The 16,942-nt window shown below is 43.0% G+C and carries 13 protein-coding genes; 11 read left to right on the top strand and 2 right to left on the bottom strand.

The features are described from left to right. The first annotated feature begins 172 nt into the window (after window positions 1-172). From KKZ03_RS19025 to rluB, 5 genes are all read left to right on the top strand, one after another. Window positions 173-793, top strand: coding sequence for an L-threonylcarbamoyladenylate synthase (locus KKZ03_RS19025; protein WP_243218329.1), 621 nt, complete (start codon window positions 173-175; stop codon window positions 791-793). A 15-nt stretch (window positions 794-808) separates the two neighbouring features. Continuing rightward, window positions 809-1,468, top strand: coding sequence for a site-2 protease family protein (locus tag KKZ03_RS19020; protein ID WP_243218328.1), 660 nt, complete (start codon window positions 809-811; stop codon window positions 1,466-1,468). 80 nt (window positions 1,469-1,548) lie between these two features. Continuing rightward, the gene (locus KKZ03_RS19015; protein WP_243218327.1) at window positions 1,549-2,379 is read left to right on the top strand and encodes a ScpA family protein; all 831 of its coding nucleotides are present in this window, start codon (window positions 1,549-1,551) and stop codon (window positions 2,377-2,379) included. Further along, window positions 2,345-3,232, top strand: coding sequence for an SMC-Scp complex subunit ScpB (scpB, locus tag KKZ03_RS19010; RefSeq protein WP_243218326.1), 888 nt, complete (start codon window positions 2,345-2,347; stop codon window positions 3,230-3,232). The genes KKZ03_RS19015 and scpB overlap by 35 nt, the downstream gene beginning before the upstream one ends. Window positions 3,233-3,305: 73 nt before the next feature. Further along, window positions 3,306-4,172, top strand: a complete 867-nt coding sequence (gene rluB / locus KKZ03_RS19005) for a 23S rRNA pseudouridine(2605) synthase RluB (RefSeq protein ID WP_243221677.1) — start codon at window positions 3,306-3,308, stop codon at window positions 4,170-4,172. A gap of 166 nt (window positions 4,173-4,338) precedes the next feature. Here rluB and KKZ03_RS19000 read toward each other — a convergent pair whose 3' ends face one another. Beyond that, complete coding sequence (locus KKZ03_RS19000) at window positions 4,339-5,712, bottom strand: sensor histidine kinase (RefSeq protein ID WP_243218325.1); 1,374 nt, start codon at window positions 5,710-5,712, stop codon at window positions 4,339-4,341. After that, window positions 5,705-6,379, bottom strand: a complete 675-nt coding sequence (locus KKZ03_RS18995) for a response regulator (protein ID WP_243218324.1) — start codon at window positions 6,377-6,379, stop codon at window positions 5,705-5,707. Before KKZ03_RS18995 ends, KKZ03_RS19000 begins: the two co-directional genes overlap by 8 nt. Before the next feature lie 244 nt (window positions 6,380-6,623). Between KKZ03_RS18995 and KKZ03_RS18990 the strand changes: the two genes are divergently transcribed. The 6 genes from KKZ03_RS18990 to KKZ03_RS18965 all read left to right on the top strand — a co-directional run bounded on the left by KKZ03_RS18990 (window position 6,624) and on the right by KKZ03_RS18965 (window position 16,880). Next, window positions 6,624-8,225, top strand: a complete 1,602-nt coding sequence (locus KKZ03_RS18990) for a SulP family inorganic anion transporter (protein ID WP_243218323.1) — start codon at window positions 6,624-6,626, stop codon at window positions 8,223-8,225. A gap of 437 nt (window positions 8,226-8,662) precedes the next feature. Then, window positions 8,663-9,829: a TolC family protein gene (locus tag KKZ03_RS18985; RefSeq protein WP_243218322.1), complete on the top strand. Its 1,167-nt coding sequence runs from the start codon at window positions 8,663-8,665 to the stop codon at window positions 9,827-9,829. 2 nt (window positions 9,830-9,831) lie between these two features. After that, entirely contained in the window at window positions 9,832-10,941 is a 1,110-nt protein-coding gene (locus KKZ03_RS18980) for an efflux RND transporter periplasmic adaptor subunit (RefSeq protein ID WP_243218321.1), read from the top strand. 3 nt (window positions 10,942-10,944) lie between these two features. Next, window positions 10,945-14,046, top strand: coding sequence for an efflux RND transporter permease subunit (locus KKZ03_RS18975; protein ID WP_243218320.1), 3,102 nt, complete (start codon window positions 10,945-10,947; stop codon window positions 14,044-14,046). A 125-nt stretch (window positions 14,047-14,171) separates the two neighbouring features. After that, complete coding sequence (locus KKZ03_RS18970) at window positions 14,172-16,388, top strand: bifunctional SulP family inorganic anion transporter/carbonic anhydrase (RefSeq protein WP_243218319.1); 2,217 nt, start codon at window positions 14,172-14,174, stop codon at window positions 16,386-16,388. A gap of 78 nt (window positions 16,389-16,466) precedes the next feature. Then, window positions 16,467-16,880, top strand: coding sequence for a hypothetical protein (locus KKZ03_RS18965; protein WP_243218318.1), 414 nt, complete (start codon window positions 16,467-16,469; stop codon window positions 16,878-16,880). Window positions 16,881-16,942 lie beyond the last annotated feature (62 nt).

Here is a 16,942-nt window from a genome sequence, read left to right as displayed (position 1 = left end):
AAAAATATTTATCTTGGATTTACTTTATGGAGTGTTCCCTCAGTCGCCTTATTATTAATGTTGATAGCGGTTTTATCCCTATTTAAATTCTATTTTCAAGTATTTTTAAACGCGATCATTCGGGGATGTAAGGTATAATGCGCGTCTATTTAATTTCACTTTAGCATCCACGATGGCTCAGTTTTTTGAAATACATCCAGAAAATCCGCAATTGCGATTGATTCACCGTGCTGTGGAAATTATTCGCAAGGGTGGCGTTATTGTTTATCCGACAGATTCATCCTATGCGCTTGCCTGTCAATTGGATGACAAACAGGCACTGGACAGGATACGGCGTATCAGACAATTGGATGATAAACACAACTTTACGCTCGTGTGCAAAGATCTGACGCAAGTATCAACATTTACTAAAATCGGTAATGATGCTTATCGGTTGATTAAAATATTAACGCCGGGGCCTTTTACTTTTATTCTGGATGCCACGCGAGAAGTGCCGCGCCGGCTTCAACATCCCAAGAAAAAAACTATCGGTGTACGTATTCCCAATCATCCGGTTGCACAATTGTTGCTTCAGGAGTTGGGCGAAGCTTTGTTCAGTGCGACTTTGATATTGCCGGGAGAAACCGAGCCTATGACCGATCCTTACGACATTAAAAACCAGCTTGAAAATGAATTGGATTTAATCATTGATGCCGGCATTATTGACGGTGGAGAAACGACCATGATCGAGTTTTCCAATGACGGTGCAGAGATCATCCGCCAGGGCAAGGGTCTTGCTCCCATGCTGGATTGATAGAGAATATATAATATGATGGATAATTTAACGTTAATTCAGCGCATAGCGGTTTGGATATTGCCGGTGATTTTTGCGATTACCGTACATGAAGTAGCACACGGTTGGGTTGCCAAAAAATACGGCGATAATACTGCCTCCAGTTTGGGTCGGTTAACCTTAAATCCGATCAAGCATATCGATCTGTTTGGTACGATTATTCTTCCAGGACTGTTACTGATTACCGGTACCGGTTTTATTTTTGGCTGGGCAAAACCGGTTCCTGTTGATCCGCGAAATTTTAAAAATCCCTTGCAGGATATGGCTATAGTGGCTTTGGCCGGGCCTGTTTCAAATTTGTTGATGGCGGTCTTTTGGGCGCTAATTATTCGCTTGGGTGTTACTATCGGCGCGGGCAATGAAGCGATCTCACATCCGTTGATTTATTCAGGTGTTGCCGGTATTTCAATTAACCTGGTTTTGGCGTTGATTAATTTGTTACCGATTCCGCCGCTTGATGGCAGTCGTATTTTGACAGGTATTTTACCGACTTATTGGGCTCGGCAATATAATCGCCTGGAACGGTACGGGTTTATTATTTTGATCATATTGCTCTACACTAAAGTTTTAAACGTACTTTTAGAATACCCTCTGTTTATCGCCCAGAAATTGTTTTTTTCAATTGCCGGCTTATGATTTTCATGAATTACTCTTGAATCTTGTTTTGGACGATCCTGCCAATCATTTTAACCTGACGCGATACCAACGGCAATAAAATGACTACTAACATAACGACTGCTGTTATGGATCATGTGCCGGTGTTTGCCATGGTTAACGGTGCGGCTTTTAATAAATTACCGGATGATCTTTATATTCCGCCGGATGCACTGGAAGTGTTTCTGGACTTATTTGAAGGGCCGCTGGATTTACTACTGTATTTAATCAGAAGGCAAAATCTGGATATTGTAAATATCCCTATTGCCCAGATTACCAAACAATACATTACTTATATTCAACTAATGGGGGAATTAAACCTGGAATTGGCCGCTGAATATTTGGTTATGGCAGCGCTCCTGGCAGAAATAAAGTCAAGAATGCTTTTACCCAGGCAGTCTGAGCAAGATGATGGCGAAGACGATCCCCGGGCTACATTAATTCGCAGATTACAGGAATATGAATGTATTAAGGCCGCTGCTGAAGAGATGGATTTTTTACCCAGAGTTGAACGTGATATATTTGCAGTAGATATTGATATTTCAGCATTGGATATTGTGCAGCAATTACCGGATATTCAGTTAAGAGACATGTTACTGGCTTTTCAGGATGTTCTTAAACGGGTAGACCAACTCAGTCATCATCAAATTACCAAAGAAGCGTTATCTGTCCGTGAACGAATGGCAACCATTTTGGCAAACCTTAAAGGACAAGATAGTCTCCTTTTCTCGCAATTATTTATCCGAAAAGAAGGTCGACCCGGAGTTGTTGTCGCGTTTCTGGCCATCCTCGAACTTGGTAAAGAAGGACTTATCGAAATCATTCAGTCAGAACCCTTTACCGAAATACGAGTTAGAGGTGCCGGTTACATCGCCATCGAAACGGGAAACTAAAGTATCGGTAAAGCCTGCTGTTGTTGACTTAATCGTAGCTGACCATGATGTACCCATCAACTTTGCCCAAAAGGGCTTTGTCGAAGAGCGGTTTGTTGTGCCAATCAGGCTGCGTCCTTTTGGCAAGTTTAGAAAACGACATAAACCGTTAAGACCAACAACATTGAACACACTTCCATCTGTGACTGAACAACCTGACATCAACGTAAAAACCAAGCGTATAGTTGAAGCAATTCTATTTGTTGCCAAGCGTCCGATGACGGCTAAACAAGTATTACACGTTTTTCCTGAACTGGAACAACCGGAACTGCAGGAAATACAATTGGCAATAGAGGCTATTACGGAAGATTACAAATCCAGGCCCATTGAATTAAAACAGGTAGCCAGTGGTTATCGATTTCAAATTAAACAGGATTTATCCCGCTGGGTATCGCGTTTATTTGAAGAGAAACCACCAAAATATTCACGGGCATTACTGGAAACCTTGGCAATTATTGCCTACCGGCAACCGGTGACTCGTGCCGATATTGAAGATATACGCGGTGTCAGTGTCAGCTCAAGTATTATTCAGACTTTACTTGAACGTGAGTGGGTCAGAGTAGTAGCATATAAAGAAACGCCGGGTAGACCCGGCTTATATGGCACGACCAAACAATTTCTGGATTATTTTAATATTACGTCATTAAATGAACTACCAACTTTGCAGGATATACAACATCTTGATGAGTCGTTAGATAATACGCAACAACCTATGCAGGTAACGAGTGAAAAGCAAGAAACCAACCAACGATTCATCGAAGCAGCCGGGCAACTCGCCGAAGACAATAAAAAGGTCACCCAAACAACAGCGTAAAAACAAGGAAAGAAATGCGCCGAAAGAAACGGGTTACAAACCGGCCGGCAGTTCAGCGAAACAGCCGGATGAAATCAAGGTAGCAAAAAAAGTTAACAAAAATCAGCCCGATGCAGGCGAGCGCATACAAAAAGTGCTGGCACGCGGCGGTGTCGGTTCGCGTAGGGAAATTGAACGCTGGATAGCTGAAGGCCGGTTAAAGTTAAACGGTGAGATTGTTAAACTGGGTGACCGTTTAAAAGAGCGTGATTATTTGCAGCTCAATGAACGGGTGGTTCATTGGGAAAAATTTGCGGTACAACCCACGCGGGTACTGCTTTACCACAAACCTACTGGTGAAGTGGTAACTCGTCGCGATCCTGAAGGTCGTCCGGTGGTATTTACGCAGTTGCCGACACTGACTACCGCTCGCTGGATTTCAGTAGGCCGGTTGGATATTAACACCTCGGGATTATTATTGGTTACCAATAATGGTGAGCTGGCCAATCAATTAATGCACCCCTCCACGGAAGTTGAACGTGAATATGCGGTGCGTATTTTAGGTGATGTGTCAGAGGCAACGCTGGAAAAACTCAAGCAAGGTGTAGAGCTTGAGGATGGTAAAGCCAAATTCGATGCCATTCGGTTTTTTGGCGGTGAAGGTGCCAATAAATGGTATCACGTTATCGTTAGTGAAGGACGTAACCGACTGGTCAGGCGCTTATGGGAGTCTCAGGAAGTTGTTGTTAGCCGCTTAATGCGTGTTCGCTACGGGCCGGTAGTTTTACCTGAACGTCTAAAAGCCTGTACGTTTTATGAATTGACGGATAAAGAACTGGATTTGTTATTTGAATTTGCCGGACTAGAAAGAAATGAGCCTGAAGTAATAAAAGGCAAGCCGGAAACCAAAGGCCATAATCCCAGAAGAGAACCTAGAAACCACAGTCCTGCAAGACGATAGCTTTTATAAAGGATTCGGGGTGACGCAATAACGTAACCCCGGAAAATCAAAGTCTGTGTTTCGAGTTAGGGGTGGCGCCTGACCTGCCTACCGGGATTGTTACGCATTTTTGATAAAAAAATGTCAACTATTTCGATATTATCTTATGCTTTCACTGTTGGTGATTTTAAGTTTTTTCAAAGAGTAAATTAATGCGGGTTCCGCCTTCGATACTTGATTTACCCATTTCAAAACGTGCTTTATGCAGATCAGCAATTTCCTTAACAATGGCTAATCCCAGGCCGCAACCATTGCCCGTGCTTCCGGGGATACGGTAAAAGCGCTCAAAAACCCTGTTTATTTCAATGTCGGGTATGCCGGGACCATCATCTTCTACTGTCAGGCACGGAACAGGATAGCGGCAAATTTTGACGGCAATGTTACCGTTATCGTAGCCATAAAAAATAGCGTTATCCAAAAGATTAGTTAATAATTCCCCCAGTAGTATTTCATCGCCCTGGACGTAAATCACGTCTTCCGTGCTTTCAAAGCTCAACTCCATGTTTCGCTGTAAGGCTTTAGGTACCCAATCTATACAGGTTTTTTTAGCCAGTTTGCAAAGATTTACCGGCAGCAACTCGTATCCACCATTGATGGGCTCTGATCTGGCAAGAACCAATAATTGTGTCGTTAAATGGGACATGCGATCAGCACTGTTTTGGATTTGTTTGAGTGCGGGTTGCATTGCCGATAAATCCTGTTCACGCAGTGCACGTTCAGCCTGTAATTTCAAACCTGCCAGCGGTGTACGTAGTTGATGTGCGGCATTGGCAATAAAACGCTGCTGGGTAGCAATAGCCAGCGTGTGTGCTGCCAGCAAATCATTAATAGTATCTGTCAGTGTGCGCACTTCGATAAAAACATGTGTTTCCGGTATGGGGCTATGGTCACGAGATGACCGCTGACTGATTTGATTAGCCAATAACCGCAGGGGCTCCAGACCTTTTTTCAAGCCCTTCAACAGATAAATGCCGGTTAGCAGAATTAATATTATTTGCGGAATCAGATCGGATAATAATATATCAATCATCATTGTCTGGCGCTTGTTCATGGTTTCTGCGACATGTACAAAAACTTTTTCTGATGTTTGATCCAGAGGAATTAACATGGACACAACTCTGACTGATTGCCCGTTCATCTTGTCGTTAAAATAAACCGGATGTGACCAATCTTTTTTTAGATCTTCGGGCTCGGGAACCAGATTATCGCCCGCCAGTATTTCCTGCGCTGAAGAGGTTATTTTAAAATAAGTTTTATCTTGCTCATCCCAGTTGAAAATCTTCAAGGCAATGGTTGGCAACTCAATAATTATCTTGCCTTCCCGTACTTTGATTTCCTGCGTTAAGGATTTGGCAGAATCGAGTAACCACCGATCATACGCTTCATCGACATAATTCAGGGTTACGAAATAAGACAGGGTGGCATCAACTATCACGAAAAAAATAAGCGGAATAACCAACCGGAAAAGCATTTCCGTTTTGAGACTTTTGTTTTTATTCATCCGTTGATTTCTCCAATAGATAGCCTAAGCCGCGTACGGTGCGAATTACTCCTCCATAAGGTTCTATGCGTTTACGGAGGCGGTAAATATAAATCTCAATGGCATTGTCGGTTAATGCATCACCATCAACCGATAAGCGTTGTGCAATACTATCTTTGGTAACGACTTTTCCGGCTTGTAGCAATAAAATCTCCAATACGCCATATTCCCTTGCCGATAATAAAATCGGTTGTCTCTCTACCAGTACTTGGTGGTTGTGCGTATCCAGTACCAATCGGCCAATAACAATATCATTGCTAAAGCCGCCATAACAGCGCCGAATCAGGGCATTAATCCGCACTTCCAATTCCCGAAGCTCAAAAGGTTTGGTCATGTAATCGTCGGCACCTTGCTCTATGCCGGTGATCCTGTCATTGACGCCATCACGCGCTGTTAAAATAATAATAGGCAAGGGTACCTTTAATCGTCTAAAACGGCGCAGTAATTCCAGTCCGTCCACATCAGGCAAGCCTAAATCAAGCACAATTAAATCAAAGCCCTGTGCTAGTAATAAATGTTCAGCATAAGTCCCCGTCGTTGCACAGGTAACGACATAACCGCTATTGGCCAAGGTATGAATTAAGCCATCGGCTAAAACAGCATCGTCTTCTATCAATAAAATGTTCATAAATCCGATACAACTATTGTGAAAGGTTGGTGAAAGAAAGAGCGGCTAAAATATCGTCTAAACAATAAGCTGATAGTGAAATAAAAAACAATACAGTTTAAAGGTAGAGTCTCAGAGCATAAAACTGGTATTTATAAATAGGCTTTCTTTGGATAATCTGGAAGCTATAAATATATTAATTATTAATTTCGATTCGATACTGCTTATAATAATAGCAACACATAACTTCACCGGACTATTAAATATGATACACAAACACGTGCAGTATTATTTGCGCCATTTAAAAAATGATATTCCAGCCGGAATTGTCGTGTTTTTAGTGGCTTTACCTTTATGTTTAGGGGTCGCATTGGCATCAGGTGCTCCTTTGTTTTCGGGATTAATTAGTGGCTTGATCGGTGGTCTGATCGTTGCCTGGTTTAGTGGCTCACAACTCGCTGTTTCGGGACCTGCGGCTGGTTTAACCATTATTGTTTTTAATGCCATTGAAACTTTGGGTGGATTTCAGGGAGTATTGGTTGCTTGTGTTTTAGCAGGCATTATGCAGCTCTGTTTGGGCTACCTTAAGGCCGGTATTATTGGTGCTTTTTTCCCTTCCGCAGTCATAGAAGGCATGTTGGCAGCCATTGGTTTAATTTTGATTATCAAGCAAATTCCTCATGCAACGGGATATGATAGCAGTTATGAAGGCGATGAGAGCTACATGAGGGAAACTGCCGAATCCAGCTTTATGGAGTTATTTGAGGCGTTTAATGGCATATCTCCAGGCTCGGTTGTTATTAGTGTTGTAGCGATATTGTTGCTGATGCTATGGGGTACAGCATGGTTTAAAAAACAAAAACTATTAAAACTGATTCCTGGAGCGTTAGTCGCTGTCATTTGGGGTGTTGGCTATAATCTGCTTGCCCTAAAATTTTTCCCTCAGTGGGCAGTTAGCGGTGAACACCTGGTTAACTTACCGGTTTCAGAAAAAGCGATCGATTTTTTTAGTAATTTTGTACTACCAAACGCCAGTTATCTGGATTATCTGAGTAATCCACAGGTTTATATGGTTGCCGTAACCATTGCAATTATTGCCAGTCTGGAAAGCTTGTTAAGCCTTGAGGCAACCGATAAACTGGATCCTTTGAAGCGTATCGGCCCCACCGACAGAGAGCTTAAAGCGCAAGGCGTCGGTAATATTATCAGTGGCTTACTTGGCGGTTTACCAATAACTGCCGTCATCGTCCGTAGTGCCGCCAGTATTAATGCGGGTGGCCAAACGCGTATAGCCAGCTTCACTCATGGTGTCTTTTTGTTGCTTAGCGTTATGTTTTTGGCGCACTACTTAAACTATATCCCTCTGGCTTGTTTGGCGGCTATCTTGTTGCATACGGGATATAAGCTGGCAAATCCGGTTTTATTCAAGGCGTTTTACCGAAAAGGTATGAGCCAATTTCTGCCTTTTGTCATTACGGTTATTGCCATTCTTACCACTGATTTATTAAAAGGTATGGCCATCGGCATGGTTATTGGTTTGTTTTTTGTCATTAAAGCCAATTACCATGCTGCTATTACCTTGACTCAAGATGGTACGCATTATTTGTTGGCGCTAAACAAGGATGTTTCCTTCTTGAATAAAGCGTTATTAAGAAAATTTATTTTGAGCATTCCCGAGCAAAGTACAGTAACCATTGATGCGAGTGATGCCAAATTTATTGACCACGATATTTTGGAAACGATTGAAGATTTTCTGGAAACTGCGCCGGATGACGATATTACTGTCGAAGTTATTGAGTTACATGGCAAAGAGAAAATTAAAAAACACCAAGCCATCGTTATAATAAATGATCGGGCAGAAGCATAAATAATCGCTAAAACAAACTTTTACTAAAGCTTTCATGGCCATAAAAAAGCATTGTTATGGTCATGAAAAAAGGCTGTTATATTTTATGGCTGACAGCTGATTATCAAAATGCCAGCATCATAATTGTAGTATACCTTGAAATGCATGATTCCTTTGGTATAAAACCTGCTGGTAACTTTGTAAGAAAGAAAGTCGAAAAATTTGCATATGAACCGAAATAGCTTATTTCGGGTTAATTAGTAAACTGGCAGGCAGATTCCTTTTTGCTTAAGTCTAACTTAACTTGATAGCAATACACTATCATCATCTTTAACCTAAAATATAAAATCATGCGAAGACCTAGAAAATTACTATATCCGCCCCTTTCCATTTTACAATATCTTGGTCTTATCTTTACCCTGAGCACTTTTTGGCACAGTAGTCTGTCTGCAGAAACCTTGACTTTACCGCAAGTGCTTGGCTTGCTTGAAGAACATAATCCATCCATTGCCAATGCCAATGCACGTCAAGATTTGGCACAGGCTGCATTAGTAACTTCCAGAGCCTATCCAAATCCGGAACTTGAAGTAGGCGGAGGCACGTCCACAGGCATTGGTCAAGGGGCGCTTAGTGGCTCCAATCAACAGATTTTTATTTCCCAACCACTGGATTTTCCCTTTGTAAGAGAGGCTCGGCGTATGGTTGCCGAAGCCGGTATTACCTCGGCAGATGAGGCCAATCGCCATGTCTGGCTAACCGTGCGTAGTCAGGTACGCTTGGCATTTTATGAAATTTTACGCCGTCAGGAAGTACTGCAAATCAGTAAAGACAACGAATTATTACTGACGCAAATACGCGATAAAATTAAACTCAAAGTGGAAGAAGGCGAATCACCCCGTTATGAACAGGTCAAATCTGAAGCGGAATCACTCAATGCCTTGAAGTTGAGGGAAAGTGCCGAAACACAGGTAGATGATGCAAAATCTGCATTACGTATGATGTTCGGTTCTGGTTTACCGCTCCAATATGAAACATCCGGTGCTTTACCTGCACCATTAGTGTCATTGCCGACGCTGGCAAGTTTGCGTGAAGAAGTGCTGGACAGACAACCTATCCTTCAACAGGTCCGTGCAGAAGTTCAAAAAGCCCAAGCCAACGTCAAATTTCAGGAAAATCTTCGTTATCCGCAACCAACCCTGAAAGCCGGTGCTGAACAAGATCCGGGTCTTAAGCAGTGGCGGGTTAATCTTGTTATACCTTTACCTGTGTGGAATCAGCGTCAGGGACCTATTGGCGAAGCCGCTGCACAACTAAGACAATCAGAAGCCTTGGCTAATCAACAGGAGTTTACGGTTATACGGGAGCTGGAAAATGCTTATAACCGCTATCGAATAGCCAGTCGCCAAGTTGAAACGTTTGATGCCGGTTTATTAAAAGAAGCTGAAACGGTGCTAAAAGTCGCTGAAGCGGCTTACCGCTTCGGTGAGCGTGGCATACTTGATTACCTTGATGCCCAGCGCACTTATCGTAGTGTTCGTACGGATTATCTTAACGCCCAATTTGACCGCCAGGCAGCACGAATTGATCTGGACCGTTTACGCGCTACCGACCTGGAGAACTTGTAACCATGACTTTATTTACCCCATTATTATTTATCCTGCTTCTGATTTCATCGACAAGTAACGCTGACGATTCGTTGCCGATGGTAAAAGCTACCCCCACATTGATGAAGCAAATCAAAATCATGGCTATTGGTGAAGGTCAAGTGCATGATTCATTGCGCTTGCCGGCACGAGTGGATCTGGATCAACAGCGTGTTGCACGAATGGGTGCAACGGTAACCGGCCGAATTACCCAAATCCAGGTTGAACTCGGTCAGAATGTTGCTAAAGGCGAGCATCTTGCAACGATTAATAGCACTGAACTTGGCTTGGTGCAGTCAGCTTATCTGAAAACCAGCGCTCAGGTAAATCTGCGCAGACTCGCTGTCAATAGAGCCAAACGGTTATTGGCCAGTGATGTTATTGCGGCAGCCGAACTCCAGGAAAGAGAAGGTATTTTGAATGAAGCTGATGTCGATTTACGCACGGCTACCGATCAGTTGCGTGTATTCGGTATGTCGGACAGGGATTTGGCACAACTAGCTAGAGACAGGAAAATTCATTCATTCTTACCCATTACTGCCAGTATCCAGGGTACTATTGTTGAACGCAAGGTGACGGTCGGTCAGGTCGTCCAGCCTGCTGACGCGTTGTTTACTGTAGCTGATCTTTCCCATGTCTGGGTCGTTGCCGAATTGCCTGAGCAACAGGCGAGTTGGGCGCATAAAGGTGATGAAGCACTGGTCACTATTGCCGCCCTGCCGGGACAAGAGTTGAGTGGTCGCCTGATTTATGTTGCTGACATGGTTGATCCAAAATCCCGCACCGTTACAGTGCGAATGGCCTTGCCCAATCCGGAGCGTAATTTCAAGCCGCAAATGCTGGCAACTTTACTGATCCGTAAACAGGGCGTACCCGCATTAGTTGTACCCGATTCAGCGGTACTTCGTATTAATGACAGCGAGCATGTTTTCGTCCAGACAGCCCCTGAAGAATTTGAGCTAAAACCCGTAAAGCTGGGCGTTCTTGATGGTAACGTTCGTCATGTTATTAATGGCTTAAAACAGGGTAACAAGGTTGTTGTAGAAGGCGGCTTTCATCTTAATAGCGAACGTCTACGCAAGGAATTGGAGTAAACCATGATTCAAGCTTTAATACGCGGAAGTTTAAATAACCGCATTCTGGTACTGGTTATGGCGGTAGCGCTAACCTTGTTTGGTGTTCGTTCACTGCAATCGTTATCCGTTGATGCCTTTCCTGATGTGACTAACGTGCAGGTACAAGTTGCTACCGAAGCGTCAGGAAGTTCTCCGGAAGAGGTTGAACGCTTTATTACCGTGCCGGTAGAAATAGCAATGGCAGGCCTTCCAGGCCTTACGGAGATGCGCTCATTAAATAAAAATGGTCTTTCATTGATTACCTTGGTATTTACTGACGCGACCGATGTTTATTTTGCCAGACAATTAGTCATGGAGCGTTTGATAGAAGTCAGTCACAGCATGCCGGAAGGTATCAATCCGGCATTGGGGCCGGTTTCTACAGGACTTGGCGAAGTTTATCAATTCACCTTGGATAAAGCCGATGATGGTCAGCGTGCGTTGACGCCGGAAGAATTGATGACGCGGCGTGAAGCCCAAGACTGGGTAGTACGCCCCTTATTGCGAGGTATACCGGGCGTTGCGGAAGTTAATTCACAGGGTGGTTACATTAAGCAATATCAGGTGTTGGTTAATCCTGACCGTATGCATCATTATCATATTACCCTGAAAGAAGTCTTTAATGCACTAGCGCATAACAATGCTAATAGCGGTGGCGGCGTTTTACCGCATTATGCCGAGCAATATATGATTCGGGGAGTCGGTTTGATTCGTGATACTGCTGATATTGGCAATATCGTTCTTAAAGAGGAACAAAGCGTCCCCATTCATATTCATGATGTTGCCAAAGTAAAAATAGGCAGTGAGGTACGGGTGGGTGCTGTTGTAAAAAATGGTTACACCGAATCCGTTGGTGGTATTGTCATGATGCTGCGCGGCGGCAATGCCAAAGAGGTCGTTAGTCGCATTAAGGAACGCGTTAAGGAAATTAATGACCAGAATATGTTGCCGGATGGTCTGAAAATCGTTCCTTATTATGATCGAAGTGAACTGGTTGATGCCTCCCTGCACACAGTCACCAAAGTGCTGCTTGAAGGTATTGCGCTGGTGGTCGTTACTTTACTCTTGTTTCTCGGTGATATTCGCTCCAGTGTCATTGTTGTCAGTACCTTGGTCGTTACGCCTCTGGCTACTTTTATCGTAATGAACCAGTTGGGGATTTCTGCCAACCTGATGTCGTTGGGTGGATTGGCGATTGCTATCGGCCTGATTGTCGATGGTTCCGTCGTCGTTGTCGAAAATGCTTTCAGTTTACTTACCGAGCGCAAAGGTAGTACCAAAAGTCGGGTAAAAGTAGTGATGGAGGCGGCTGAGGAAGTTGCCACGCCGGTGTTGTTTGGTGTTGGCATTATCGTTTTGGTGTTTTTACCGCTGATGACGCTGGAGGGTATGGAAGGTAAGATGTTTGCACCACTGGCCTACACGATAGCGATTGCCTTGCTGATTTCACTGTTTTTATCGCTGACCTTAACACCGGTTTTATGCTCTTTTCTGTTGCAGGGGCAAGAGGGAACAGAGCACGACACGCGTATTATAGCCTTCATGAAGAAGCCCTATTTGAAGCTGCTGGATCTATCTCTGCAAAAAGGCAAGACTGTTGTTTTGGTGGCGACCAGTTTGTTTGTTGGTGCCTTGGTATTACTGCCGTTGTTGGGTAGTGCTTTTATTCCGGAAATGAAAGAAGGCTCTATTGTGCCCGCAATTACCCGTATGCCAAATATTTCTTTGGAAGAATCCATTAAAATGGAAATGGATGCCATGCGTATGGTCATGGATATTCCGGGTGTGAGTCTTGTAGTGAGTAATGTTGGCCGGGGTGAAAGTCCGGCTGATCCTCAGAGTCAAAATGATTCTACCCCTATCGTCAGTTTGAAGCCTCGGGATGAATGGCCTGAGGGTTGGACTCAGGATAATATTGCCGATGCGATGCGTGACAAGCTAAGTACTGATTTACCTGGCGTACAAATTGTGATGGCACAGCCTATTTCCGATCGTGTTGATGAAATGCTCACTGGAGTTCGCTCGGATTTGGCTATCAAAGTATTCGGAGATGATCTGGAAAAATTGAAAGCCACTGCCAACGAGATATCTCGAGTTGCCGGTGGTATTCAAGGTGCTGAGGATATTCGTGTAGAACGACTTACCGGTCAACAGTATTTATCCATCACCGTTAATCGGGAAGCGACTGCCAGACATGGTATTAATGCCTCTGATATTAACGATGTTATTGAAACTGCTATTGGTAACAAAACAGCGACGGAAATCTATGAAGGTGAACGCCGCTTTACAGCGTCCGTCCGTTTTCCGGAAAGTTTTCGTAACAGTATCGAAGACATCGATGCTGTTTTGTTGACGTCTGCAAACGGTGCCCGTATACCGTTAGGCGATCTGGCTGATATTCGATTGACAGACGGGCCTGCGATGATAAACAGGGAAATGGGTAAGCGCCGCATCGTGGTCGGCATTAATGTCAGAAACAGGGATTTGGGAAGCTTTGTGGCTGAGCTACAAAAAACCATATCCAGTGAAGTTAAGTTGCCGGAATCCTACTATCTGGAATGGGGTGGTCAATTTCAAAATATGGAACGCGCATTGGGACATCTTAAAATTATTATTCCTATTACGATAGGTGCGATTTTCTTTGTACTTTTCATGCTGTTCAATTCACTACGCTTTGCTACGCTGATTATTTTAGTGTTGCCGTTTGCGTCGATTGGCGGCGTTGTATCTTTGTTTATTACCGGTGAATATCTGTCAGTACCAGCCTCCGTAGGTTTTATTGCTCTGTGGGGAATTGCAGTATTAAACGGCGTCGTACTGGTGTCCTATATACGTAATCTGCGAGATAACGGGCTATCCCAAATAGATGCTATTCGTCAGGGCTGCGCTCAACGATTTCGCCCGGTTATGATGACAGCTACCGTAGCCCTACTGGGATTGGTGCCTTTTTTGTTTGCTACCGGACCGGGCTCGGAAGTTCAGCGTCCGCTGGCTATTGTTGTCATCGGTGGGCTGATCACTTCAACGTTATTAACGTTAATTATGTTGCCAACACTTTACCGATGGTTTGAAGAAAAACGTTAATTCGTTTTTTTTGACTCAAAATAGATAACGTCCTATCACCACGATATAAAAGTCGATAAAGTGATAGGGCTATTTTTTTAGACAACAAAAATACTTTTGAGTCTGCACAAAAGGATATTATAACAATGACAAGCAATCCCTTATCAAAACTTCAGCGACATAAATTTGGCATATTGGCTAATTTAAAATATGACCTTCCCGCCAGTATTGCGGTATTTCTGATATCTATTCCACTATCGTTAGGTATCGCACTGGCGTCTGGTGCACCGCTATTTTCGGGATTGATTACCGGCATTATCGGCGGCATCATTGTAGCGCCGTTAAGTGGTTCATCGTTAGGTATCAGCGGTAGTTCTGCGGGACTTGCTGTCATTGTATTAAGTGCTATCCAGGATCTTGGCTTTAATGCTTTTTTGCTGGTAGTGGTTATGGCCGGTGTTTTTCAAATTATGATGGGACTGGCAAAAGCTGGCGTTATTGCTTATTACTTTCCGTCTTCGGTCATTAACGGCATATTGTCGGGGATAGGTATCATTATTTTTCTCAAGCAAATCCCACATGCTCTAGGCTATGACAAAGATTACGAGGGTGATTTTAGTTTTTTTCAGGCAGATAATTACTCTTCATTTTCAGAGCTATCGCACATGCTGGAGTTTATTTCGCCTGCTTCAGTTCTGATTGCCGTCATATCACTGTTGTTCCTGATTTTGTGGGATCAGCCGTTTATGAAAAAACACCGTTTTTTCCAACTATTTAACAGTGTTTTAATGGCTGTTATTGCTGGCGTAGTAACCAATTATATTCTGCAAAACTTTTATTCTGATTTTGCTCTTGGTGACGGTCATCTGGTGATGATTCCGGTCTTTCAAAGTGCAAATGATGTGTTAAGTCAGCTGTATTTTCCTGATTTTTCGCAGCTGGGCAATCCTAAAATTTATTTGGCTGCATTAACATTGGCATTGGTCGCCAGTTTAGAATCGCTACTCTCTGTAGAAGCGGTTGATAAGCTGGATCCCTATAAAAGAGTAACACCTTCCAACCGGGAGTTGATAGCGCAAGGCATCGGTAATATCAGTTCAGGATTGATTGGTGGCTTGCCTCTGACGCAAGTTATTGTCCGTAGCTCAGTTAATATCCAGTCAGGTGCAAGAACCAAGGCATCAGCTTTTATCCGGGGACTGTTATTATTGTTTGCAGTTATTTTTATCCCCACCCTGTTAAATAAAATTCCGTTGGCTAGTCTGGCTGCAATTTTATTGATGGTAGGTTATAAATTGGCGAGGCCGGATGTTTTTAAAGCCATGTACAAAGCAGGGATGTATCATTTTATTCCATTCTGTGCCACTATTTCTGGGCTGGTTTTTACGGATATGTTGTTGGGGATCATTATTGGTCTGAGTGCCGCTATATTTTCAATTTTGCTGGAAAATTATAAAAGCGCTTTTTATTTTAATGAAGTTCATGTTGGTAACAAAATCATTATTCGGTTATCCGAGCATGTTTCTTTTTTAAATAAAGCCAACATCCAAAAAACATTTGAACAGTTACCCAGGAATGCCGAGGTTATTATTGATGCAACCCGCTCCAAATATATCGATTACGATGTTTATGAAATTATTCAAAACTTTAAAATCGAAGCTGAATATAAAAATATCAAACTGACCATTGAGAATCTTCGTGGCTATGGTGTGCTGGAGCCGGTTGAGAATGCACGAGCACAAACCTACAACACACAACAATCATTAACACCATCGGCAGTGTTGGCGCTATTAAAAGAAGGTAATGAACACTTTGTTAATAATTTAAAGGCCAATCGCAATTTACTGGAACAGGTTAATGATACCCGGCAAGGACAATTTCCTATTGCCATCATCTTGAGTTGCATGGATTCACGTACTTCGGTGGAACTGATTTTTGACCAGGGTCTGGGTGATGTATTTAGCACTCGGGTAGCCGGTAATGTTATCAATGATGATATTCTGGGTAGTATGGAATATGCTTGTAAAATTGCCGGATCAAAGCTTATTGTGGTGTTGGGGCATTCGCATTGCGGGGCTATTAAAGGTGCCTGCGCTGATGTTAAGCTGGATCATCTGACCGGGTTATTGTCCAAAATCAAGGCGGCGGTTAATGCTGTCAGAATTGATGAATCGTTGAGAATTAGTGCCGATGATCCTGTTCTGGTTCAAAAAGTAGCGGATAAAAATGTGCAGTTAACCGTTGAGCAAATCAGAAGTAAAAGTACTTTGTTAGACGATATGGTTAAAAATGGTGAAATTGGTATAGTTGGCGCGATGTATGATATTGAAACCGGGAAAGTGAAATTCTATGCGGATGTTTAGCGGTAAGATACATTAAAGGCAGACATTGCTGTTATTAAAAATTAAATTTTATTGACTCTATTATTTTGGGAAGAGCCTATGATGCCATTAAATAATCGAAAAATACTGATCCATTTTATTGTGATCATTATTGTTGTGACGATGTATGATGTAATGTTGCATTCATTATTGACCATCGTGCATCTTGCTTTTGAATGGTTTGAACTTGCTCTTGAGCATCTCATTGAGCATCTTTTTCATACCGACCGCAAACAGGGCCAAATTATCGTCTTTTACCTGTTGTGCTTTATGGCACTGGGCGGTTGCTATCTATTATGGCGTGTGCTGCCGGTATTTTATCATTGGCTTAAAAACCGGCTCCTTGCTATTGGCAGGGAGTATCAATTATACCTTGCCAGTTATTGGGAGCAGTTGTCTTCTGCCCAGAAAATAAAATGTGTTACCTCTTTTACGGTGAGCGTATCCTTTATCGCTTTATTTGCATTTAGCTAACGGACACTTATAAAGCGTGAGGTAAAGTTGGACTATAGCTATCCAGGAAAATTTTGTCTCTA

The sequence above is a fragment of the Methylobacter sp. S3L5C genome, from assembly GCF_022788635.1.
Lineage (GTDB): Bacteria > Pseudomonadota > Gammaproteobacteria > Methylococcales > Methylomonadaceae > Methylobacter_C.
The sequence above is the reverse complement of the archived record's forward strand: the minus strand, read 5'-3'. Positions and strand labels throughout refer to the sequence as shown.

What these genes read in the sequence shown, in the direction of transcription:
- KKZ03_RS19025 (WP_243218329.1), top strand. Translation starts at nt 173, where the DNA reads ATGGCTCAGTTTTTTGAAATACATCCAGAAAATCCGCAATTGCGATTG.
- KKZ03_RS19020 (WP_243218328.1), top strand. Translation starts at nt 809, where the DNA reads ATGATGGATAATTTAACGTTAATTCAGCGCATAGCGGTTTGGATATTG.
- KKZ03_RS19015 (WP_243218327.1), top strand. Translation starts at nt 1,549, where the DNA reads ATGACTACTAACATAACGACTGCTGTTATGGATCATGTGCCGGTGTTT.
- KKZ03_RS19000 (WP_243218325.1), bottom strand. Translation starts at nt 5,712, where the DNA reads ATGAATAAAAACAAAAGTCTCAAAACGGAAATGCTTTTCCGGTTGGTT.
- KKZ03_RS18995 (WP_243218324.1), bottom strand. Translation starts at nt 6,379, where the DNA reads ATGAACATTTTATTGATAGAAGACGATGCTGTTTTAGCCGATGGCTTA.
- KKZ03_RS18990 (WP_243218323.1), top strand. Translation starts at nt 6,624, where the DNA reads ATGATACACAAACACGTGCAGTATTATTTGCGCCATTTAAAAAATGAT.
- KKZ03_RS18980 (WP_243218321.1), top strand. Translation starts at nt 9,832, where the DNA reads ATGACTTTATTTACCCCATTATTATTTATCCTGCTTCTGATTTCATCG.
- KKZ03_RS18975 (WP_243218320.1), top strand. Translation starts at nt 10,945, where the DNA reads ATGATTCAAGCTTTAATACGCGGAAGTTTAAATAACCGCATTCTGGTA.
- KKZ03_RS18970 (WP_243218319.1), top strand. Translation starts at nt 14,172, where the DNA reads ATGACAAGCAATCCCTTATCAAAACTTCAGCGACATAAATTTGGCATA.
- KKZ03_RS18965 (WP_243218318.1), top strand. Translation starts at nt 16,467, where the DNA reads ATGATGCCATTAAATAATCGAAAAATACTGATCCATTTTATTGTGATC.